The sequence below is a fragment of the Flavisolibacter tropicus genome (genome assembly GCF_001644645.1).
GTDB classification, from domain to species: Bacteria; Bacteroidota; Bacteroidia; order Chitinophagales; family Chitinophagaceae; genus Flavisolibacter; species Flavisolibacter tropicus.
In genome coordinates, this window is sequence record NZ_CP011390.1 from 725,447 (window position 1) to 748,325 (window position 22,879).

The 22,879-nt window shown below is 34.5% G+C and carries 19 protein-coding genes; 16 read left to right on the plus strand and 3 right to left on the minus strand.

Annotated elements, in window-relative coordinates; translation table 11 throughout:
* Positions 1 to 16: 16 nt before the first annotated feature.
* Both SY85_RS02965 and SY85_RS02970 read right to left on the minus strand, forming a co-directional pair.
* The gene (locus tag SY85_RS02965) at positions 17 to 226 is read right to left on the minus strand and encodes a helix-turn-helix domain-containing protein (RefSeq protein WP_066401736.1); all 210 of its coding nucleotides are present in this window, start codon (positions 224 to 226) and stop codon (positions 17 to 19) included.
* Between the two features lies 1 nt (position 227).
* Positions 228 to 758 carry a DUF2975 domain-containing protein gene (locus SY85_RS02970; RefSeq protein WP_066401737.1) on the minus strand — a complete coding sequence of 177 codons (531 nt, stop codon included), beginning with the start codon at positions 756 to 758 and terminating at the stop codon, positions 228 to 230.
* A gap of 283 nt (positions 759 to 1,041) precedes the next feature.
* Between SY85_RS02970 and trxA the strand changes: the two genes are divergently transcribed.
* Entirely contained in the window at positions 1,042 to 1,410 is a 369-nt protein-coding gene (trxA, locus tag SY85_RS02975; RefSeq protein WP_066401738.1) for a thioredoxin, read from the plus strand.
* 794 nt (positions 1,411 to 2,204) lie between these two features.
* Here trxA and SY85_RS02980 read toward each other — a convergent pair.
* Positions 2,205 to 3,224: a c-type cytochrome gene (locus SY85_RS02980; protein ID WP_082886267.1), complete on the minus strand. Its 1,020-nt coding sequence runs from the start codon at positions 3,222 to 3,224 to the stop codon at positions 2,205 to 2,207.
* A gap of 1,223 nt (positions 3,225 to 4,447) precedes the next feature.
* On the opposite strand from SY85_RS02980, the gene SY85_RS02985 reads away from it, so the two are divergent.
* The 15 genes from SY85_RS02985 (at position 4,448) to SY85_RS03055 (ending at position 22,798) form a co-directional block, all read left to right on the plus strand.
* Positions 4,448 to 5,248 (plus strand): polysaccharide biosynthesis/export family protein, encoded by an 801-nt coding sequence (locus SY85_RS02985; protein WP_066401739.1) that lies wholly within the window; start codon positions 4,448 to 4,450, stop codon positions 5,246 to 5,248.
* 6 nt (positions 5,249 to 5,254) lie between these two features.
* Positions 5,255 to 7,576 carry a GumC family protein gene (locus tag SY85_RS02990; protein ID WP_082886268.1) on the plus strand — a complete coding sequence of 774 codons (2,322 nt, stop codon included), beginning with the start codon at positions 5,255 to 5,257 and terminating at the stop codon, positions 7,574 to 7,576.
* A 26-nt stretch (positions 7,577 to 7,602) separates the two neighbouring features.
* Positions 7,603 to 8,136 (plus strand): UpxY family transcription antiterminator, encoded by a 534-nt coding sequence (locus SY85_RS02995; protein WP_066401740.1) that lies wholly within the window; start codon positions 7,603 to 7,605, stop codon positions 8,134 to 8,136.
* 32 nt (positions 8,137 to 8,168) lie between these two features.
* The gene (locus tag SY85_RS03000; protein ID WP_066401741.1) at positions 8,169 to 9,320 is read left to right on the plus strand and encodes a glycosyltransferase family 4 protein; all 1,152 of its coding nucleotides are present in this window, start codon (positions 8,169 to 8,171) and stop codon (positions 9,318 to 9,320) included.
* An 83-nt stretch (positions 9,321 to 9,403) separates the two neighbouring features.
* Positions 9,404 to 10,774, plus strand: coding sequence for a hypothetical protein (locus tag SY85_RS03005; protein ID WP_066401742.1), 1,371 nt, complete (start codon positions 9,404 to 9,406; stop codon positions 10,772 to 10,774).
* Entirely contained in the window at positions 10,734 to 11,654 is a 921-nt protein-coding gene (locus SY85_RS03010) for a glycosyltransferase (RefSeq protein ID WP_066401743.1), read from the plus strand. Before SY85_RS03005 ends, SY85_RS03010 begins: the two co-directional genes overlap by 41 nt.
* 5 nt (positions 11,655 to 11,659) lie before the next feature.
* Positions 11,660 to 12,736 carry a glycosyltransferase gene (locus SY85_RS03015; protein WP_066401744.1) on the plus strand — a complete coding sequence of 359 codons (1,077 nt, stop codon included), beginning with the start codon at positions 11,660 to 11,662 and terminating at the stop codon, positions 12,734 to 12,736.
* Positions 12,737 to 12,780: 44 nt separating this feature from the next.
* Positions 12,781 to 13,857: a glycosyltransferase family 4 protein gene (locus SY85_RS03020; RefSeq protein WP_066401745.1), complete on the plus strand. Its 1,077-nt coding sequence runs from the start codon at positions 12,781 to 12,783 to the stop codon at positions 13,855 to 13,857.
* A gap of 122 nt (positions 13,858 to 13,979) precedes the next feature.
* Positions 13,980 to 15,371: an undecaprenyl-phosphate glucose phosphotransferase gene (locus tag SY85_RS03025; protein ID WP_066401746.1), complete on the plus strand. Its 1,392-nt coding sequence runs from the start codon at positions 13,980 to 13,982 to the stop codon at positions 15,369 to 15,371.
* 71 nt (positions 15,372 to 15,442) lie between these two features.
* The gene (locus tag SY85_RS03030) at positions 15,443 to 16,477 is read left to right on the plus strand and encodes a glycosyltransferase (protein WP_066401747.1); all 1,035 of its coding nucleotides are present in this window, start codon (positions 15,443 to 15,445) and stop codon (positions 16,475 to 16,477) included.
* An 88-nt stretch (positions 16,478 to 16,565) separates the two neighbouring features.
* Positions 16,566 to 17,417, plus strand: a complete 852-nt coding sequence (locus SY85_RS03035; protein ID WP_066401748.1) for an ABC transporter permease — start codon at positions 16,566 to 16,568, stop codon at positions 17,415 to 17,417.
* 34 nt (positions 17,418 to 17,451) lie between these two features.
* On the plus strand, positions 17,452 to 18,744 hold the full coding sequence (locus SY85_RS03040; protein WP_066401749.1) for an ABC transporter ATP-binding protein: 1,293 nt from the start codon (positions 17,452 to 17,454) through the stop codon (positions 18,742 to 18,744).
* 53 nt (positions 18,745 to 18,797) lie between these two features.
* On the plus strand, positions 18,798 to 20,108 hold the full coding sequence (locus tag SY85_RS03045) for a glycosyltransferase family 2 protein (protein ID WP_066401750.1): 1,311 nt from the start codon (positions 18,798 to 18,800) through the stop codon (positions 20,106 to 20,108).
* On the plus strand, positions 20,105 to 21,121 hold the full coding sequence (locus SY85_RS03050) for a polysaccharide deacetylase family protein (RefSeq protein ID WP_066401751.1): 1,017 nt from the start codon (positions 20,105 to 20,107) through the stop codon (positions 21,119 to 21,121). Before SY85_RS03045 ends, SY85_RS03050 begins: the two co-directional genes overlap by 4 nt.
* Positions 21,122 to 21,169: 48 nt before the next feature.
* Positions 21,170 to 22,798, plus strand: a complete 1,629-nt coding sequence (locus SY85_RS03055) for a glycosyltransferase (RefSeq protein ID WP_066401752.1) — start codon at positions 21,170 to 21,172, stop codon at positions 22,796 to 22,798.
* Positions 22,799 to 22,879: the final 81 nt, after the last annotated feature.

Consider the following 22,879-nt stretch of genomic DNA (forward strand, 5'->3'; position numbering starts at 1 on the left):
TAAATTGAATAATGTACTATCCTTCTTTTCTATATTCCAGAATATCGCCTGGCTGACAGTCTAATTCTTTGCAGATAGCCTCCAATGTAGATAAGCGTATAGCTTTTACTTTGCCAGTTTTTAAAATAGATAAGTTCACGGGTGTAAGGCCAATTCTTTCTGCCAATTCATTGCTCTTCATTTTGCGCTTGGCCAACATTACATCTAGGTTGATAACAATTGACATATTATAAGGTTAGATCCTGTTCTTCTTGTAAAACCAATCCCTGTTTAAAAATAGCAGCTATAAAGTAGGCAAAAACGCCGATCACAAAGTGTAAAAGTGTAATACGAACAATGTCTAGTAATTCATTGCCAAAAACGATCAACAAAAAAATAAAAACAAACGGAACAATGATGTTGGTTAAATAAAAACGTGTCAAGCGCACAACACCCTTAGGCGTAAATAGTCTAGGCTGTTTAAATGCATGAAAAACGTCGGCTAGTAACCATAGAAATAAGCCATAAAAAGCCAACATCATTAAATAGCTGACTAAATAGGAACTTGTATAATCGCCTAGCAAAAAGGTCGTCTGTGTAAATGGAAGAAACAGCTTAAAGGATCCATCTTCTAATACACGAAAAGGCAAAGAAAATGAAGAGTTCATTTCATAAAGCAATATAGTAGCTGTCGCATACACAGTTATTGACAGGACCATTACTGAAAAAATACGCGATAAGTAATATAAAATGCCAGCCAATAGTCGTACAGATCTCATATCCCCCATATTTAAGTCAAAGATATATTAATTATCGAAATACGATAATTAAGTATTGAAATATTTTAATGAAAATTGAAAAAGATCATCAGTTTAACCTTATAAGCCTGTAGCTAAATTGTAGACTTTTAAGGGTTTTAATGGGAGAACTACAACTATAAAACACCAGATATTATATTTTACAACAATTAAGACTGAAGGGAAGTAGTATAGGTCTCATTTTTGAGTAAGAATAGTAAGTTCGAGCAATAATGTTGAGCTATTCTTAATTTAAATAGTTGATATGTCTACAAAGCAATTAACAACACAAGGTTTCAAAGATTTGGTATTTAACTACGACAAGGACCAGGAATGGAAATTTAAAGGTGATGTTCCTGCTATTATTGATTTTTATGCAGACTGGTGCGGGCCTTGTAAAACAGTAGCCCCTATCCTTGACGAATTAGCAAAAGAATACGATGGAAAATTGAATATTTATAAAGTAGATACAGAAGCCGAAGAAGAGTTGTCGTCCATATTTGGGATTCAAAGTATTCCCACACTTTTGTTTATACCGCTTTCAGGCGCACCAATGTTACAAAAAGGAGCTATTCCCAAAAACGCATTTAAGGAAGTAATAGAAAATCGCTTATTACAAAGCAAAGAGAGTTAAATGATCAATTATGAGTAGAGAAATAATTACTTTATTTCTCTACTCATTTTACCGCATTAGACACTATCTTATGTGATAAAATATTTAAACCAACACTAAGAATGATTCATTAATAGGCTTTAGACTGTTTAAGCCCGCAGTTGAGACTTGCAAAAGAAAATGCCATAGAAGAGTATCTAAAAAATCAAAAAACTTCCAGTCCCGCTAACTCCCAATCACTAATTCCAAATTCCTTCTCTTCTCAAATCACAATTCCCTTCCTTTTGCCTTGAGGATTGAACAATTCCTTCCTAATTACTCATTATTTCTCCTTCCTTGTTCATATTCTTTCCCTTGTCAACTTATTAACCTGTCAACCAAAATCGGCCATCCGCCTTCCTCCTCTAATCCATTTTCCCTGTGCCCCTCCCTGTCTCAGTGCCACTGTAGTTCCCATTCCGCACCAATTGGCGCCATCTGCAGGACACTTATGCGTGGGTGCTTCCCTTTAGGGGCTGGGGGTGTGCCTAGTCTGTGGGTTTCTTGTACCTTATCTGTACCTAGTCTGTGGGTCTCCTGTACCTAGTCTGTACCTCTTCTGTACCTCTTCTGTAGGTAAGTCCGTACCAACTGCACAGATAAAGCCTTCTACCTGCCTTCCACATTCACTACTCCTCCTACCATCCTCCTATACACATTCACTACGGACTCCCTAACTCACCACTCACCATTCACCACTGACTTACTGAGTATTGACTTTTCCCTTCTGTGGACTTTCGACTGTAGACTCCTCTCGTAGCCCCACCTCTCAAAGCTCAATTTCGTAACGCCAATTCTTTATGTATCAGTTTTTTCCATTCTTCTATTGGCTTAAATGGTCCAAATTGATGTTGATGCTGTGTAAAGGGATCTGCATAAGGACCAAAAGGAAAATCAATAGGTTTTTTTGTCATATCTGGCCAGTCAGCCCGTTGATCCATATGAGGTCGCGGTTGTGAATTCACAAACGCCGCTACATCCCAGGCTTCTTCATCTGTAAGTGCGGGGCTCTTACGTGAAGCAATGTTAAAAGGCATATTATACTTTACAAAAACAGCAAAACTGGATAACCGATAAAGGCCGGCTCCATCGTTGTAGCTATTTATTCCCCAAAGAGGAGGTGTGGCAAAAGATGCGCTATCAAGATTTAATTGTCCTTCTCCCCTCTCACCATGACAACGTTGGCACAATTGGGTATATACATTTTTGCCCTTATCAGGGCTCGCTGCTCTGTCTAAATAGTTGAGCTTACCTAGTGCAGAACCATAAGGTTTTACACCTTTGGCTACACCTTTTCCCACCCATTTTATATAGGCATACATGGCCTCCATTTCTTTAGTGTTCGTATCTAATGGCTGACCATTCAAACTCCGTACAAAGCAGTCATTAATACGCTTATGAATGTCTTCAATGCTACCACTTCGCTCTCTGTATTTTGGATAAGTAGAATAAACGGCTCCAAAATTATTTCCCCAGGCTCTTTTGCCGGCATCCAAATGACAGTTTTGGCAATTCATTCCATTCGAGATCTGAGCAATACTTCCTTTAGGCCCTAAATATTTAGCAGTATTGGCAATTAAGTCTTCACCATAAATTACTTGTGCCCTTTCTTTTCCCGATGTAACTAAGTCGGTATACAAGCTCGGCGCTTCCCAAGCGCTATCCTTTAATAGGGCTGCGTGTAGCTGAAGATCTTTTTCATTTGTATTACTAATGCTATGGCTTAATAATAGTACAACAGCAGAAATGAATAGGATAACTACAAAAACACTACTTATTTTAATTGCATTTCGCATGAGTCATGCTATTAAAATTACTTTTAAAAGCATAGGTGGATTAAACTTGAAAACTTTATAGCTCGTTTATAAATAGGTTAAGAGCGCTATATCAAAATTAATAAACTAACTAGCTTAAGATAATTTTCCCATAACGCACATTTAAACAATAATTGTTAAATGATGTAATATGGTAATAGCTCAACTTAAGGATACTAAACAATAAAGTGGTAATGCAAAATTTGGGGTTGATATACCCAGAGAACTTTTTGAAAACACAACGTGCTATTAATCTTTAAAGACATCCCGTTTAATCAATGTATACTCATCAATGAATGCTTCATAAGAGTAATTCTTTTACTGCTCATAATTACAACTACATTAATGGAGTGGTATAAGATTTGAATACAGATAGAATTAGGGTATACTAACGGCATCGCATATTCATAGATGAATAAATTCTTTAGGGTACGTAATGAAAATTGAACTAGTTGTCGATATACGTTTATGTTTACTAGTTTTTCAGTTTGTTATAAACAAACTATCTATGATTTAATGTGTGCACTTTATTAGTTCGTATAATTTGTATCATTATGTAATCAGTATACTACATTTTTGTGAGGACTATTCGACAAGGAATAGGCGAAAATGGAATGAGTGTTATAGATAAAAGTATACTGAAAATGGGTAATGTATATATGTGTTGCTTTCATTTAGTTAACTAAAAAGTTTGGCTTTTTACAGCAGAGTGTATTGAATTGTAATAAGTTATACATTCCCGTTGTATAAAACAGGATAAATAGAAAATAAAAAAAAAGGATAAAAAAAGTCGAATAGAGTTTTGAAATTCAACTGACTTCATGTTATCTTTATAAGCAATTCCGCTCCCTATTAATTCTACGCACTTTTTATTCGTCCCCCCCGATCCCAACTCTCTGATTTCTTGTCAACTCCTATAAAGATCCTTCTAATCAATGTATTAGTAGTTCAATTACTTCATAAGGCTTGGTTGCTATATGCGAATGGCCAGATAGATACTCATATTCTAGTTATAACCAACTTCATAAAAACTGTTTTTTCCAGGCAGTTTCAATTAAAGCAGCAAGATCACCTTTGATCTTAGAACAGCAGCTTTAAAAAATGAATGTTAATCTATTTGCCTCAAAACAACGAATGTAATTGAGATTAGCGAAGCTTTTTTCTAAACTGAACTATCTCTACTACATTGTAAACCACCCCCCGCTATGAACAATACAATATGGAAGCTGACTATTTTTGTGATAGTTGTCGTTTGTGTTTCTGCATGTGTAAATCCAAAGTCAGCAACTTATTTTATCGATCAGAAGGATGCTGAAATTAAAACTTCCAATCAGTCTGCAAAAGTCTTAATACATAGCAACGACGTGCTCAATATTAATGTTACAAGCATGAGCACCCAACCTACCAATCTTTTTAATATTTCAAACGTATCCACCAACTCCAACACTAGCTCAAGTTTCCCTGGTCTTTACAGCTCTCAACCGGCTGGATACTTAGTAGATCCAGATGGCTACATAAAATTACCTTATCTAGGAAAGTTAAAAGCGGATGGTTTAAGCAGTAACGAACTGGCTGATACCATTACAAACGGCATACTTTCTAGAAAGTTAATGATAGATCCTATCGTTAATGTTCGCCTGTTGAATTTTAAAGTAACAGTCTTAGGTGAGGTCGGTCATCCTATGGTGATTAATGTACCAAACGAAAAAATATCAATTCTCGAAGCTATTGGTATGGCTGGCGACTTAACAATGTACGCAATACGAGATAAAGTCTTACTTATACGGGAAGAGGATGGTAAGAAAATAACGAAAAGACTGGATTTGAATTCTGCTTCCATGCTTACTTCTCCTTATTATTATCTGAAGTCGAACGATGTTATTTATGTTGAGCCAAATAGCGCCAAAATATCAAGCACAAGTAAATCACGTCAAGTGTTACCTATAATATTTAGTGCAATGGGTTTAGCAGTCATAATTCTTGATCGGATTGCTTTTAGAAATTAAACAACTATGCAAGCGTTATCAAACAAAAAGCTTGAAAATAAGCATGCCTTAAACTTTACGCAACTGTGGTTGCGGCACAGCGTTTATTGGCCATACTTTTTGATTTTGCTGCTCTTGTCAGTGGGTGCAGCTTGGCTTTATTTATTGTATACACCTCCACAATATCAAGCCAATGCTAGGGTATTGATTAAAGATGAAAATAAAGGCGCGGATGATAGATCTGTAGAATTTCTGACCATGGTAAGTACCAAAAAGCTTTTGGAAAATGAGAAAGAGGTGTTTTTGTCAAAAAGGATTCTGGTAGAAGTTGTCAAGAACCTTGGTCTGTATGCACCTATTTATGAAAAGGGTAAGTTTCGGGATGTTTCAGCTTACACCTCCTCTCCTGTAAGAATAGAGGCCCAAAACCAGACAGTAATAGGTAGTCCTGAAACATATAGTTTCACATATAATGCAAACGATAATACAGTTCAGTTTAATCAAAAAGTGTTTGCATTGAACCAATGGATAGTTCTCAATCGTGTGGATACAATTCGCTTTGTCAAAAATCCGGATTTCTCTTATTCAACTGCTAGTAAATATGATTTCCAGTTAGTAGATCCAGATGCGGTTGCTGAAATGGTAAAAAATAGCGTTTTTATTGAGCCTAGCAGTAAAGCTTCAACTATACTTGATATCTATTGTGCTGATGACGTTCCACAAAGAGCTGAAGATATTTTAAATGAACTGATTGAGGCATACAATAAAACAAGCTTAAACGATAAGAACATCCTGGCAACAAATACATTGAAGTTTGTACAGGAACGCTTAGATCAGGTAGGTAAAAACTTAGATGCAGTTGAAAATAAAATTAAACAATATAAATCTAGTAGTGGAGCAGTTGACATAGGAACCCAAAGCCAACTTTTCTTACAAAATGTAAGTTCAAACGACCAAAAGTTAAGTGAAATAAATATGAAGTTGGCTGTGCTAGATAAAGTGGAAGAATATGTTGTTTCAAAAGATGCAAAGGATGGAATAGTTCCATCCACCCTTGGTGTAGATGATCCAATGTTGGGTAAGTTATTGGGCAATCTGTATGATGCAGAACTTGAATATGAGAAGTATCGGAAAACGGAGGGAGAAAACTCTCCGGCTTTAACGGCCATTAACATGCAAATCGATAAAATACGACCTAGTATAATCGAGAATATCAGAAGTCAACGTATAAGCCTTGAAACCAGTAAAAATAATTTGGTAAGAACCAATAACCAATACAATTCTTCGCTGGTAAATATTCCCAATCAGGAAAAAGAATTGGTGAATATAAATCGCGAACAAAGCACTATCACTTCTATCTATAGTTTTTTATTGCAGAAAAAAGAAGAAGCTGTTTTATCAAAAGCCTCAACAATCCCAAGCTCTATTGTAGTGGATCGGGCAAAAGCTTCTTATTCACCAGTTAGCCCCAAACCTATGAAAATATATATGATTGCCTTTATAGCACCATTTATCATAGGAATTGGCACCATTACTATAAAAGAAACACTCAATAGCAAGGTTTTGTTTAGGCAAGAAATTGAAGATCTTACCGTCTACCCTATTATTGGTGAAATTGCAAGCGACAAAACCAAAAGCCCAATAGCTGTTAATGCAAATGCAAGAACCTTTATTTCCGAACAATTCCGGCAATTGCGTGTTGCAATCAGTTTAAACAGTAATAAAAACAAATGCAATCGCATTCTTGTTACTTCAACTATTTCAGGAGAGGGTAAAAGTTATATTGCAGTTAATCTGGCAACCTCGTTTGCCATAAACAATAAAAAAACAGTTCTGCTTGAACTAGACTTAAACAACCCTACGGTTTATGAACCGGCAAGCATTTCCAATTCACCAGGCATTTCAGAATACCTGCAAGGCAAAGCCGAAAAAGAAGAAATAATTAAACGGACAAACCTGCAGGAAAACTTATTTATTGTTCCAGCAGGCAAATGTCCGGAATGGCACCCTTCAGAACTGCTTGAAAATGGAAAGGTTCAGGAATTCATCAATTACTTAAGTGAATTATTTGATTATATAATTATTGATACTGCTCCAGTTGGAGCTATTACAGATGCTTTCATTCTTTCTCACTCTTGCCATATGACACTATATGTGGTAAGACATAACTATACGCCTAAGATTTATTTAGAGCGTCTTGATCAAAATAATGCAACAAATAAATTGAATAATATTTCCATTGTATTTAATGGAATAAGACCTAGAGGATTTGGAAAACACCATTATGGATATGGGTACGGTTATGGTTATGTCTATAATGTCAGAAAAAAAGATTTAGACCATGCCTGATCCCGTGAAATTTGAAAGGAGAAGTTATGAACATAAACAAACATTGGATTGCCGTTTACACCAGGGCAAGGTGGGAAAAAAAAGTATCTCAATTATTATCGAATAAGAACATTGAAAATTATTGCCCCTTAAATAAGGTGGTAAGGCAATGGTCGGATAGAAAAAAGATTGTACTGGAACCACTGTTTACATCCTATGTTTTTGTCAATACCAACATTGATGAATATCTGTCAATAAGAAAGACGGATGGTATAATAAACTTCGTTTATTGGCTGGGTAAGCCTGCTGTTATAAAAAATGCAGAGATAGAATCAATAAAGTCCTTTCTGAGCGACTATACCGATGTTGAGTTAGAAAAAATCGATGTAAATGTCAATGAAGAAGTCAAAATTATTCATGGTCCCCTTTTCTCAATGAAAGGTAAAGTGATAGAAGTACAGTTTAATTATGTAAAAGTAATGCTGCCATCAATTGGCTATTCAATGGTAGCTAAAGTTCCAAAGTCCCATATTGCAAAAATTAGCTTAAATTCTCCTAGCTCCATTTTAAGAGTGATTTAAGCCCCTCTTTTTACAGTTCCAATTAATAATCTATGCGGGTAGCGTATATTACTTCATACAATTCAGAAGAAGTAAAACATTGGTCTGGAAGCGGATTTTATATTGCTGAAGCTTTAAAAAACCAGGGTATAGAGCTGTTAAGAATACATTGTATTGTCAAACACTCTTTTATTCAGCGATTAAAAAGAAAGCTTAATAAAATTTTATTTAATAAAGTGCTTTTATTAGAAAGAGAGCCGTCATATTTAAAGTCATTGGCTAAAAAAGCTAATCAATTGCTTTTTAATCAGGAGTACGATATTGTTTTCTCCCCAGGGTCATTACCCATAACGTACTTAAAAACGGATAAGCCCATTGCTTTTATGACAGATTCCACTTATGATGGTTTGATAAATCTCTATATGCAGGATCAATCCTTGACAAAACAATCTATTATAAATGGAAATAAGGCAGAAGCCATTGCTTTGCAAAAAGCTTCTTTGGCCTTTTATACTTCTGAATGGGCTATTGAAAATGCAGTAAATAAGTATAATATAGATAAATCAAAGGTTCGGAAAAGCAGTTTTGGACCTAATCTTTCGAATGGTTTTTCGGAAAAGAAAATCCGAGAATTGGTAGGTGAGCGTGCAGACAATAAAGTAAAGAACTTATTGTTCGTGGGCGTAGAATGGCGGCGCAAAGGTGCAAGGAAGGCTATAGAGACAGTAGCTGCCTTAATTGAAAAAGGCCATAATGTAACACTTACATTGGTTGGTTGTAAAATACCCGAAGGCGAAGTTTTGCCCTCCTTTGTTAAATACTACCCCTTTATTTCAAAAGAAACTATCGAAGGCCGTCAAATACTGGATAAGCTCTTTCAACAAGCCAGCTTTTTTATACTACCTACTGAAGCCGATTGTACACCAATTGTGTTTTCTGAAGCAGCGTCTTATGGCCTACCCGTTATTACAACAAATACCGGAGGATGTCCTGCTGTTGTATTAGATAAAATTTCTGGTTATTGTTTTCAACCTGAAACATTTAAGGAGAATGCTGTTGAAATCATTGAGAATTTGATAAATGATCAACGATTATATGAGAGGATTAGCGTAAACGCATATTATCGTTTTTGTAACGAGTTAAACTGGAACGTTATTGGTAAACAATTACTTGAGTCATTAGAGCCACTAGTTGAAAAAAGATAAATCCCAAGTTACTACCTATTAATTTACAAGAACACTACTTCTCATCCATTCTGTAAATATGAAGCTCATAATTAAGCTATAAAATGATAGGCGCAATATTATTCATTGTCTCATTTGCTTTATTCTCTGGGCCTAATAGGTTTATTTCTATTGTGCTGTTATTTGCGTTGTTAACCGGTGGTTTTCAATTGGTGCCACTTAATTATATGGTAATATCTTCAATTGGCGTTACTAAATGCTATGATTGGGTATTATTATTTGTTGGTGCAATGTTGTTGCTGCAACCTCAGGTATTTTTAAATACGCTGGTATGGAAAAGTTTTAAAATGATGTCCATCTATGGTGTCATTTTAATAATACTATTAGTATACAGCATTTTTGTTCAGAACGTCGAACCTGCAGTAAGTGTACGGGTTTTTCGAAACTTACTTTATTTTTTACCGATCGTATTGTTTGTACAACTTCCTCAGGAAGAAATTGCCAAGGTTTTTAAAATCCTAATTTTTATTACAGCATTCGTTAGCCTTGTTTATTGCTTGCAACAGGTGTTTCACAAAACATTGCTGAATGGTATAACATCCGATTTTATGGGTGTTAGCGGAGAGAAAGACCGTTACTATAATTTGCCTGTTTATGTCTATCCTGTTATCTTTTTCCTGTTTTTTAAAGACAACTTTTTACAAATACGTTTTAGGTATATTCTTTTATTAATGTGCTGTTCAGCAGTTTTGTTATCACAACACAGAAACCTGCTTTTAGCAATAGTTGTCTGTTATTTCTTACACTTCCTATTTAGCAATCGTGTTTCAATAATTGCAATTTTAGGGTTTAGCATTTTAAGTGCTGGGTTTCTCTACTTTGCTGATTCTTTATGGAATAATCGCTTCTCTAAAGGTTTGGAGGATATTTCACAGACTTCATTTGCAATAACTCCTGCAGCCTTCTATGAAATAGATTTAACAAACATAACTACTACTGAGTTCCGGCAATATCTTTTTCAGGAACGACTGAACTATATATTAAAAGAAAATGGCAAAACACTATTGGGAGCTGGACTAATTACTGATGATTCCAGAAAGGCAGCCTCTTTGAATTTCAATATCGGGATGGATGACGGATATGGAAATGTTTCACAAGTAGCTAGTAGTGATATTGCTTGGTCCTCAATGATTTTACAAATGGGCGTAGCAGGTACTTTAGTTTTCATTTTATTTCATATTTCATTCCTTAAAGATTTTTTTAAAGAAAGAGAAGATGGAATTATGCAGGTTGGTGCCCTGTATATTATTGCACTTTTTATTACTTCCTTTTTCAGTAATACCATTTCTCTGCCATATACAACCTCTTTATTAGTATTATTTGGTGCTTACTATTATCAACTTTATTTAAATAAAAGAGCTAAATCGTATTTGAATGATCAGGATTTCAATCATTACTTCTCTTTATCGGTGTGAAGCTTTTTTAGAGACCTTTATCCATCACTTTTTTAATATCGTTAATAAAGATGAATGTGAGTTAATACTTGTACATAATGATCCCACTAGTAATGAATTGCAGATCATTAAAAAGTTTGATTGGACAGGCATTCATTTAACACATATTCAAATTGGGCGTGAAGGTTTGTATAATTCATGGAACAGGGCCATTAAAATAGCCAAAGGTGAATATTTGGCTATTTGGAATGTCGATGATATCAGAACACCAGATTCCTTGCTTTCGCAAAAGATAGCATTAGATAACAATGACGCTGTATTATGTTATGGCGACTTCTATGGCACTCGTGAATATGGAACCTTTAAACATCGAAAGCTTCAGTATGCTGAATTCAGCGAAATGAAGAAAAGTAAATTAAGAAGACACATCATTGGATGCTTTCCTATGTGGCGAAAATCGGTTCATGAAAAGGTTGGATATTTTGATGAACAATTTAGGCTAGTAAGCGACTTTGAGTTTCAATTGCGGCTCTTACCCAATTACAAGTTTGTAAAAGCTGACAAAATACTGGGTTATTACTTAGAGTTTGTTGGCCACAAATTAAGTAGTAATGGTTTTTTACAGAATAAAGAACGAACTGTAGTTGAAATAAGGTATAAGATTTATGAAAAGATATTGATGCATACACTCCCCTTTCTATCTAAATATCGGCCTTATTACTTTTTGAATTTTGGTGTATGGTATAAAGTTTCAGATGTTGTTCCACATGTCAGGAAAATTAATGAAATGGATGTACTTCATTTTATCCAAATGCCTTTTTCCTTTTTCCTTACATTTTTATCCCGTAGTACTAGTAAACTTTATAGAGTTCTTTTAAATAAACCCTATATCCCTTCATAAATAAAATGACCAAGATCAATATAGTGCATGTAATTTTTGTAATGCGGGTTGGTGGCGCTGAGAATATGTTGACTGACCTGGTAAATGAACAAGTCAAAACAGCTAATGTTTCTATAATTGTGGTGAACAGTAAGATTGACCAAATATTAATTGACCGTCTATCTCCTGCTGTAAAAGTTTATTATGCCGAAAGAAATGAACAGTCGCGAAATCCCTTTGTTCTCTTTAAGATCTGGTTTTGGCTTTTCAATTTAAAGGCTGACGTTATTCATTGTCATCAACACAATTTGATTAACTATTTGCCATTTTGGAAAAATAAAATGGTTGTTACCATTCATACAGTTGGTGTGGAAGTGAAAAATCTAAGAAAATATAAAAAGGTTTATGCTATTTCTGATGCTGTAAGGAATGATCTCCTTAAACGCGGAGGTATAAATGCAACCGTGGTTTATAATGGTATAGAAACGCCCAATATAAAGCCAAAACAGTTAAGTACCGTTAATAGCGCAGCTTCGTTTAAAATCGTGCAAGTAAGTAGGCTTATACATGAAGTAAAGGGCCAACATCTAGCAATTGAAGCTATACATAAATTGAGAACTACACTTAATCTAGACGTACAATTGTATTTTATAGGCAGAGGCCCTTCTTTGCAATATTTAAGCGAATTGACAAAAGAGTATAATTTGGAAAACAGTGTGTTTTTTCTGGGTGAAAAAGATCGCAACTGGATTTATGAGAACCTTAATCAGTTTGATCTTCTATTGCAGCCTTCGATATATGAGGGATTTGGGCTAACAATAGTTGAAGGCTTGGCTGCAAGGCTTCCGGTTATTGCATCCAATGTTGACGGCCCGGCTGAAATCTTAAAGGATATCCCTGCTGGATTTTTATTTGATATTAATATAGAAGGAGATTTGGTCTCTTGCATTCTAAAAGTCATAGAACTGACAAAGAATAATGAGTTTCAAGATTCTTGCGAATTGTCACGAAACATGGTGTGCCAAAAATATGGAATTAACCAAACGGTAAGCAATTATTTAAATAGCTACCCATTATTGCCGTCGAATTTGGCCGTTGCATAAACCTATAGTTGTCTAAAAGGAAATAGACCTCATTAATTTATAGTATGATCTCGTCACTGGTATCTAGAAAAGTGTTACTAATCGGGCCAGACTACATTGGTCACCGTGGGGGCATTGGTGCATTGCTTGATATTTATAAAGATCATTATGAGGTATTTAATTTTATACCATCTTTTAAGAATTTGCCAAGTAAGTCACAAAAGCTGGTTTTTTTTATAAAGCAACTTGTTAGAATAATAGCTTTCTTAAGAAAGAACAAAGAGATTCAGGTGCTTCACATCCATTCAGCTAAAGATGGTAGCTTGTATAGAAAGTTGATAATTGCCTTTTTGGCAAAAAAATTCTTTAGAAAAAAAGTTATTAATCATATCCATACAGGACACTTCAAGCACTTTTATGATGAGAGTAATTGGATTTCAAAAAAAAGCATTCGTTACTTCTTGAGTTTGAATGATGCTACAATTACAGTATCAGATTTCTGGAAGGGCTATTTTATTGAATCGTTTAGCTTAAATAATGTTTTCAAAGTAAATAATATCGTATCCATTGCAAAGCAGGATAATTCAATTAAGGAAGAAAAGATTTTAAATTTTTTATTCTTAGGCGTGATAACAAAGAAGAAAGGAATCTTTGATTTGGTAGATACAATTGCAGAAAATAAAGAAATTTTAGAAAATAAGGCAAAGTTGATTATATGTGGAAGTGGTGACACTGACGACTTACTAGATCTAATTAAAATAGGTGGGCTTGAAAATTGCATAGATTACAGGGGCTGGGTTACTGGTGAGGAGAAGAAGTGTTTATTACAGGTTTCAGATGTTTATGTTTTACCCTCCTATTTTGAAGGTGTTCCTATTTCTATTTTGGAGGCTATGAGTTGCGGTATGCCTATTATTTCAACCAATGTAGGCGGTATACCAGAAGTTGTAGAAAACGGCGTTAACGGGCTACTTATAGCACCAGGCGACAGAAAAGCGATTTTGCAGGCTTTGTTGTACTACATTAACAATTTTGGAAAAGTAGAAGATCATGGAAAGCAATCTCTTCAAAAGATAAAAGAGTACTTCCCTGAATCTGTAACTAGAGAACTAGAAGAAATATATACAAGGTTGATAGTTTAACCTTTCGTTCCCGCACTTAATATCATATAGAAAAGCTCCAATTATCTTTTCTTATAAAGAACCACTTGGTAATTTAAAATTATAAGAAGAGAAATACTCTAACATTATTGTAAAGCATCACTATGAATAATTACTTTTTAAGATTTATTCAGGTTTGTGTTTTTTGTTTAGATGTAATCAGTCTAAATTTTAGTAACGTCATTTGTAAGATCTGGTTTCAATTTCCTTCCATAGCAAGTCATGAGTTGGAATACATGAATCTTTTGGTATGGATGAACATCAGTTGGCTGGGTACAGCATGGCTAACTAATTTATATAGCAAAAAAATTATATTATCATTCGAAGCCTTTTCACAACGTACATTAAACACTTTTTTATACTGGCTAATCTTAGTTGTATCTTATCTGTTTTTCTTAGACCAATATATTATTTCCGGTTATTTCATCGGAGCAGTCTTTTTAAATCATTTCATTGTTTTACTGTTTAATAGACTGTTGCTTTTATACCTACGTTATTATTTTAAAAGACATAAGCTTTTGGCACGAAAAATAATGATCGTTGGCTATAATAACACAGCTAAGAAGCTAGCTTCATATTTAGAAGATGACGATCCGAATACCCAAATTATAGGCTTTTGTGAGGAAAAGAATAATGTTCGTGAGTTATCAAATTATCCAATTATTGATTCAATTGATAATACAATTACAGCTGCTCGATTTTATGATGTAAATGAAGTGTATTCTACTATTGCGCCGGAACATAATACAGTTATTTATAAGCTTATGAAGCAGGCAGATAATGCATGTATTCACTTCCGTATTATACCAGATCTAAGCTTTATTATAAAGAAAGTAGTGTATATCAATTACTTTAAAGACATTCCAGTACTTTCTTTACGGGAAGAACCATTAAGTGATGTTGATAATAGAATTAAGAAACGGGTATTCGATATTGTTTTCAGTTTTTTGGTAATTACACTAATCCTATCCTGGCTTATACCTATTATTGGATTACTCATTTATTTAGAATCTCCAGGTCCCATATTTTTTAAGCAACTGCGAACAGGCAAAGACAAGAAGCCGTTTTATTGTATAAAGTTTCGCAGTATGCGTCTCAATTCAGAAGCTAATACAAAGCAAGCACAAAAGTTTGATGTAAGAATTACACGTATTGGAAAGTTTTTGCGGAGGACTAGTATTGATGAGTTTCCACAATTTCTGAATGTTCTTTGGGGTAATATGAGTGTTGTGGGTCCCAGACCACATATGCTAAAACATACAGACGATTATTCAAAACTTATTGATCAGTATATGGTTCGGCAATTTCTAAAACCTGGTATAACTGGTTGGGCGCAAATTAATGGGTTTAGAGGAGAGACAAAGATTCTTGAGCAAATGCAAGGGCGAGTGCAGCACGATATCTGGTATATGGAAAATTGGAGCTTGCTACTTGATATAAAAATAATTTTCCTCACTATTATAAATATGTTCAGAGGTGAAAGGAATGCTTTTTAATTAACCAAGTTCATTGTATCTGATATTGATTTAGTGGCAATTATAAAGTTGCGATAAACAAACTTTTCAAAATGGAAAGAATACTCAAGACACCACCACGCATTTCTCCTGTAAATGCTGATGAAAAACGACCTATATGGTCGGTTATGATACCAACATATAATTGCTACCAACATATCAGGCAAACGCTTGAGAGTGTTTTGTTGCAAGATCCCGGTCCCGAAATGATGCAAATTGAAGTCATTGATGATTGTAGCAGTGACGGCGACGTTGAAGCTCTAGTACTGGAAGTGGGTAAAGGACGAATTGGATTTTATAGGCAAGCACAAAATGTGGGTCATCATAGAAATTTTGAAACATGTTTAAATCGTTCTAAAGGAGAATATGTTCATCTTCTTCATGGCGATGATTGTGTATTGAATGGTTTTTATAAAGAAATTGAAACGCTATTTGAAAAACATCCGAACGCTGGGGCTGCTTTTACAAAGAATGGCTATTTAGACGTATGGAATAACATGTCAATCCCTGAAAAAAGTTTACGGAATAGAGCTGGAATATTGGAGGATTTCTTATTTGATATTGCTCAAGGGCAAATGTTGCAAGTTGTTGCTATGGTGGTAAAGCGGAAAGTGTATGAAGACTTAGGTGGATTCTATGCTGTCAATTATTGTGAGGATTGGGAAATGTGGATTCGAATTGCGGCACATTATCCAGTTGCCTATACTCCTAACTGTCTTGCGTTATACAGAGGTGGTCAAAATAATGCTGCAAGCATTACTAGTACCTCAATGGTCAAGGGCGAGAATTTCAAGAATATGTATAAAGCAATTGAGCTTAGCCAACAGTATTTGCCTGTGGAAAAGAGAAGGTTTATAAAGAATATGGCGAAAAAGCGATACTCTATGCATATAGCCAAAGCTTCTAATAATATTTATGACTATAGTAGTAAGGTGGCATTTAAGCAAGCCTTATGTGCACTGAAAATGCACCAAAATAGTAGAACTGTTTATTGGGTAATGCGACTTTACCTTAAACATTTTCGTCATTTAGTTATGGGAAAATCCATTAAGAATCACCAGTTAGAAATTAATGCTACACAAGCCTAAAATTCATAACCCTAAAAACCTAATTGCAGAGGTGTAATTAGGAAATGATAGTGAAACAATTGACCCTATAAATTAAAATTTACTTTTCATGGCAAATGCAAAAGCACAATTAAGTTGGGTAATTAAGCCTCAAACGCCTTGGTTAGGTGCCAGCTTAGCAGAGTTGATTTCTTACAAAGATTTATTATTAAGACTAGTTCGAAAGGAGTTTCTTACTTCATATCAACAAACATTACTTGGTCCGCTTTGGGTATTGGTACAACCATTACTAACTGTTGCCACATCAATCCTTATTTTTAATAAGGTAATTGGTATATCTACAGATGGAGTTCCTCCTGTATTATATTATTTAACTGGTATTACGCTTTGGGGGTTGTTTTCAGATATTTTTACAAATACTTCACTTACGTTTATACAAAATGAAAAAGTATTTAGTAAAGTATATTTTCCACGAATTATTTCTCCGTTATCCATCGTTTTATTAAACTTATTTCGGTTTAGTATACAACTGGTATTTCTGATAATTACAATAATATATTATTACCTAACTGGCCAGGTTGAACTACATATAAGTACTTGGATAATTGCCTTCCCGATGATTTTATTAACCATTATGATGGGATTCGGGGCTGGTATGTTTTTTTCTGTAATTACAGCCAAGTATAGAGATCTTACTCACTTGTTGCAATTGCTAATACGCCTATTAATGTTTGTCTGCCCTGTATTTTACCCTTTGTCAATTGTACCTGAAAAACATAAATGGCTTATGAATTTAAATCCACTTACTACTCAATTTGAACTATACAGATATGCTTTTTTGGGAACAGGAACTTTTACGCCAAATCAAATTATTTATAGTGTAGTTGGTTCTATTGTATTGTTGAGTGGAAGCATGCTGCTATTCAATAGAATGAGTGATAAGTTAATTGATGTTGTTTAAATAAATGGAAGTTGTTTAAAGTAAATTAAATCACATGAGTAAGTCTGTAATAGAAGTTGATAATATATCCAAACGCTATCGTTTAGGCACTATAAGTACAGGAAGACTTAAGCAAGATGTTACGTTATGGTGGAATAATAATATTTTAAAGAAGAAAGATCCATTTTTCCACCAATCTGATGGACAATATATTGCTGATAATAAGGATTATTTATGGGCATTAAAAAATGTCAGTTTTGATATAAAGGAAGGTGAAGTATGTGGTATCATTGGTCGAAACGGAGCTGGCAAGTCAACACTTCTAAAAGTCTTATCTCGTATTACCCGCCCTACATTTGGACAGGTAAGAGGAATTGGTAAAATAAGTAGTTTATTAGAGGTTGGAACAGGCTTTCATCCTGAACTTACAGGGAGAGAAAATATTTATATCAGCGGTTCGATGTTGGGTATGAAGAAAAGCGAAATCCAATCGCAATTTGATGAAATTGTTGAATTCTCTGGTATTAGCCAATTTATAGATACACCAGTTAAGAGATATTCATCTGGTATGTATGTTAGATTGGCATTTGGAGTAGCTGCTCACCTGGATCCTGATATTCTTATTGTCGATGAAGTATTAGCTGTTGGTGATGCCGAATTTCAAAAGAAGTGCTTGGGAAAGATGAAGGATGTTTCTGCTAAAAAAGGCCGAACAATAATCTTTGTGAGCCACAATATGCAAGCTATAAACAATTTATGCTCACGCACAATTTGGATGCAAAAAGGAAGTATTTGTGCAAATGGTGAAACGCTAACTGTAGTAAATAAATACTTAAGTGCTTATCAAAAGAAACTCTGGAAACAAGAATGGACATCTTTAGACGAGGCGCCGGGTAATAACTTAATTAAAATAAAGTCTATTGAAATAGTTCCACATTTGGAAGACCCGTTAGCCCCTATTGATATTCGTACACCTCTAACGCTAAGGTTTAGTTTTATAAACTATAGTCAGAATTTGAACCTTTCAGCTTCTCTTGGACTATTTACGTTAGGTGGTGATTGTGTTTTCAACATTCCTTCAAAATCTTCAATACATGAAGAAGGTGTTATAAAAGGAGAATGTACTATACCTGGTTGGTTTCTAAATGACGGTTCATACTATATTTCATTGTACTTCATTAAAGATGCATCTCGCTCTATTTTTGAATATGAAGAGTGTCTTCATTTTGATGTAGCCGATTACCGTGAAAATATTAATCGCTATGACAAATGGCAGGGATATGTAAGGCCCCATTTTCCATTTGAATTAAAAGCTTGCAAAGAATTAGAAACTGTTCTTGTCAAGTAAAAAGGCATAGGCATCGGACAAAATTTTGTGAAGAATATTTTGATTACACCAATATGGCTCCATATTATATATATCAACTCAATCTAGAGCAGCAAATGGATATTTATGACCAGTTAAAAGAACATGGTCGTTATTATATTCAAATTTGGTGGCGACAGATACCACTAGGGTTTTTATATATTGAGGAGGACGACAAACTAGATAGGTATGATTTACAATTGAAAATCATACGTGCTATTAAGCTTTGTGTAGATTACTATCAGTCAAACAGTAATGCTTCTGAGAAAAATTACATAAGCTCATTTTTAAATAATGATCAGCAGACATTTTTATCAATAATGAACGAGATTTTTGTTTCCTATGAAACGAAGATTACTCAACAAGTAATTGATGTATCTGTTATTATCTGTACCCACAATAGAAGTAAAGATTTGTTTAATTGCTTGACTTCTTTATATGAACAGCAATGTGTTCCACAGGAAGTCATTGTTGTTGATAATGCTCCAATTGATGATTCTACAAAAAAGGTCACCGAGCAATTCCCTGGTATAGTCTATTTTAAAGAAGAAAGGAAAGGATTGAGCTACGCTCGAAATACAGGTGTAAAATTAGCCACTTCGTCAATTATAGCATTTACAGATGATGATGTAAAAGTTCACCCACTATGGTTGCATAGAGTATGGGAAACGTTCCTTACTCCAGAAGTAAAAGCTATGACGGGACTTGTTATTCCTATTTCATTAGATACAGAAAGTCAACAGTTATTTGAAAAATTCTGGGGATTTACTAAAAACTATTGTGATAGAGAGTTTACATATAGTTTTATTGAAAGGGGATTGAAAAAAGCGCCAGAGGTTTGGTCTATCGGTGCTGGAGCAAATATGGCCTTTCGAAAGAATGTTTTTGAAAGTATAGGGTTGTTTGATGAAAGACTAGGTGCAGGAGCATCGGGCTGTAGTGAAGATTCGGAACTGTGGTTTCGGGTTTTGCTTAATGGTCATCGAATACATTATAATCCTAGGGCTATAACTTATCATAATCATCGTAGTGATATGAAGTCACTCCGAAAGCAACTTTATTACTATGCAAGGGGGCATATGGCAGCTGCACTTATCCAAGAACTATTGATTAAAGATGCAGGCTATAAAAAACGCGTATATATTGGTTACCCTAAGTTTTACTTGCGTCGCCTAATCAAAGGCTTTCCTTTTTATAATAATAGAAATAGAACATTATTAAGTGAAATAATGGGTTGGTTTGCTGGAATTCGTTTTTATAAGAAATATTGCAAAAAACAAATAAGTCATTATAAAGGAAAACAAAGAGTTATCACCGATTCTGTAAACCAATCTAAAGCTATATGAATGTAAGAGTATGGTATAGAAAGATGCGGAAGCGGATAGAAAACAAAGCGATTGTACTCATGTACCATCGGGTTGCTGATCTTTTAATTGATCCATTTGAACTGTCTGTTAGTACAGCAAATTTTGAAAAGCAAGTATACCTTTTAAAGAAAAACTATAATGTTTTAAGCACCGAAGAAATTGTTTATAATCTTAAAAAAGGAAAGGTTACGCCTAATGCTGTCTGCCTCACATTTGATGATGGCTATTCGGATAATTATATAAATGCATTACCAGTATTAGAAAAATATAAATGTCAGGCAACTTTTTATATTACTACAGGACTTGTGGGGAAACCACAATTATATTGGTGGGATGAATTGCAATACATCTTTTTGCATACCCCAATTCTGCCTAAAAAATTAGAAATTGATATAAATGGTGAACTTATTGAGGAAGATTTACAAAACAATGGAGTTTTGCTTGCAAGTGACTGGTTCAGAAGTAGAAGTTGGCTTTTTGAAGATATCCCTCCCACTCAAAGGTGTAGCCTTTTTAAGAATATTTGGGCAAAGCTTAAACCTTTGCCGCATGAAGAGCAACGTTGTGTGTTAAAGAAGTTAAAGACGTGGGCAAATCTTCCACCATTTTTTGGAACGGACTTTTTTCCAATGACTAATGAGCAATTAAAAGAAGTTAGTAAGAATCCCTTAATAAGTTTGGGAATACATACACATACACATCCTTCTTTGGCTCTTTGTGACAATGATACGCAGAACAATGAAATTGTTGATTGCAAGAACTATTTGCAAGACTTCAAAACGCATACGATTCCTACAATTTCCTATCCATTTGGAGAATTTAATGATCAAACGTTAGCTATTGCTAAAAAAGAACAACTTATGGGTGGCTTTACAACAAATGAGCAGTTTGTAACGAAAAGAACCGATCCTTTATGTATAGGACGGTTTCAGGTAAAAAATTGGTCTGAAGGCGAATTGGAACAACATATTAAGTGCTGGCTTAAAAAATAAATGGCAACCTACTAAGTTCATATTTCAAGATTCTATATACGGGTATTGATGACGGACCAACCAAATAATACACACAGTTTAGATCTTATTTCAGTTGTAATTACTTGCTACAACCATGGCAAATATTTGACTGAAGCAATTCGCAGTATTGATAAACAACATAATGTGAATGTCGAGATTGTAGTGGTTGATGATGGTTCTACTGATAATACAAAAGCCATAGCTGAAAGTTTCCCCCATGTTAAGTATGTTTATCAGGAGAATAAAGGACTATCTGCTGCCAGAAATACTGGAATAAAGAATAGTACTGGCACCTATCTTTTATTTTTAGATGCTGACGATTGGTTGTTAGATGAATCTCTGGCTACAAACCTGAAGTACTTGAAAGAAGACCAACATTATGCTTTTGTATCAGGTACATATCAATATGCTTTTGAAAAAACAAATCAGGTTTTTGATATAATTCGTGATGTCAAAGGCAATCATTATGAGCAGTTTTTGAGAAGTAATTATATAGGGATGCATGGTGCTGTAATGTATAGAAGATGGGCCTTTGATTTTTATCAGTTCGATACAACCTTAAAGGCTAGCGAAGACTATGATATGTTTTTGCATCTTGCTAGAAAGTTCCCGGTATTTCATCACACCAGGCCTATGGCTGCTTATCGGATTCACGGCAATAACATGTCGGGAAATATTCCAATGATGCTTGAGTATACATTGAAAGTGGTTAAGCGACAGATGCCATATTTAAGAAGTGATAATGAAAAATCGGCGATTCTAAAAGGAATTAAAGGTTGGAAGTCGTGGTATTGTAATGAATTATATAAAAAGCTTTATCCACTGCCAGTATTTTCTAATAGTTATTCAAAGGCCGAATTAAATATGCTTTGGAAATATGACAAATATTTGTTGTTTAAATTTCTGGCACGTCAAAATCTTAAGCTAGGAAAAAGGTTTGGTCTCAAATTCTTACCCAAATTCGTTTTACACAAACTAAATATTGCCAGTAATACAAATCAACTACCTGCTGTAGGTAAAGTTAAAAAAGGTGACTTTAATAGAGTGTCTCCCTTAAGCGAAGAGTTTGGATATGATAGAGGGGGACCTATCGATAGATATTATATTGAAAAGTTTTTATTACATAATGCCTTTGCAATAAAAGGAAGAGTTTTAGAAATTGGTGATAATTTTTATACAACAAAGTATGGTGGAACATACGTTCAAAAAAGTGATGTTTTAAACATCTACGAAACCCCATTGGCTACAATAGTTGCCGACTTAAGTGATGCTCATCAACTTCCAAACAACGCTTTTGACTGTATTATACTTACGCAAACACTTCAATTTATTTATGACTATAAAAAGGCAATAGAAACTTGCTATCGTATATTGAAACCAGGTGGTTTACTCCTATTGACTGTTCCTGGAATTAGCAATATTGATCATGACGAATGGAAAGATTTTTGGCTGTGGTCATTTACTTCAAAGTCAGTTGAGAGGATATTGTTAGAGTGTTTTTCTCCTGACGCTATAAATGTTCAGACACATGGCAACGTATTAAGTGCCACATCTTTTTTATATGGCATGGGAGTTATAGAATTAACAAATCATCAATTAAACTATACGGACCCACATTATCAATTAGTGATTACAGCAACAGCCAAGAAAAACTAGATTTCCGACTAGGCTTTGCATTAAGAGCTCCAATTTCCTTACAAAAACGTATTTCTCGTTTCTTATTCTATCTATGTGCCT

Coding starts and splice junctions, on each gene's coding strand:
- SY85_RS03045 (WP_066401750.1), top strand. CDS start 18,798: ATGGCTCCATATTATATATATCAACTCAATCTAGAGCAGCAAATGGAT.
- SY85_RS03015 (WP_066401744.1), top strand. CDS start 11,660: ATGACCAAGATCAATATAGTGCATGTAATTTTTGTAATGCGGGTTGGT.
- SY85_RS03020 (WP_066401745.1), top strand. CDS start 12,781: ATGATCTCGTCACTGGTATCTAGAAAAGTGTTACTAATCGGGCCAGAC.
- trxA (WP_066401738.1), top strand. CDS start 1,042: ATGTCTACAAAGCAATTAACAACACAAGGTTTCAAAGATTTGGTATTT.
- SY85_RS03025 (WP_066401746.1), top strand. CDS start 13,980: ATGAATAATTACTTTTTAAGATTTATTCAGGTTTGTGTTTTTTGTTTA.
- SY85_RS02980 (WP_082886267.1), bottom strand. CDS start 3,224: ATGCGAAATGCAATTAAAATAAGTAGTGTTTTTGTAGTTATCCTATTC.
- SY85_RS03030 (WP_066401747.1), top strand. CDS start 15,443: ATGGAAAGAATACTCAAGACACCACCACGCATTTCTCCTGTAAATGCT.
- SY85_RS03035 (WP_066401748.1), top strand. CDS start 16,566: ATGGCAAATGCAAAAGCACAATTAAGTTGGGTAATTAAGCCTCAAACG.
- SY85_RS03010 (WP_066401743.1), top strand. CDS start 10,734: ATGATCAGGATTTCAATCATTACTTCTCTTTATCGGTGTGAAGCTTTT.
- SY85_RS03005 (WP_066401742.1), top strand. CDS start 9,404: ATGATAGGCGCAATATTATTCATTGTCTCATTTGCTTTATTCTCTGGG.
- SY85_RS03040 (WP_066401749.1), top strand. CDS start 17,452: ATGAGTAAGTCTGTAATAGAAGTTGATAATATATCCAAACGCTATCGT.
- SY85_RS02965 (WP_066401736.1), bottom strand. CDS start 226: ATGTCAATTGTTATCAACCTAGATGTAATGTTGGCCAAGCGCAAAATG.
- SY85_RS02990 (WP_082886268.1), top strand. CDS start 5,255: ATGCAAGCGTTATCAAACAAAAAGCTTGAAAATAAGCATGCCTTAAAC.
- SY85_RS03000 (WP_066401741.1), top strand. CDS start 8,169: ATGCGGGTAGCGTATATTACTTCATACAATTCAGAAGAAGTAAAACAT.
- SY85_RS03050 (WP_066401751.1), top strand. CDS start 20,105: ATGAATGTAAGAGTATGGTATAGAAAGATGCGGAAGCGGATAGAAAAC.
- SY85_RS02985 (WP_066401739.1), top strand. CDS start 4,448: ATGAACAATACAATATGGAAGCTGACTATTTTTGTGATAGTTGTCGTT.
- SY85_RS03055 (WP_066401752.1), top strand. CDS start 21,170: ATGACGGACCAACCAAATAATACACACAGTTTAGATCTTATTTCAGTT.
- SY85_RS02970 (WP_066401737.1), bottom strand. CDS start 758: ATGAGATCTGTACGACTATTGGCTGGCATTTTATATTACTTATCGCGT.
- SY85_RS02995 (WP_066401740.1), top strand. CDS start 7,603: ATGAACATAAACAAACATTGGATTGCCGTTTACACCAGGGCAAGGTGG.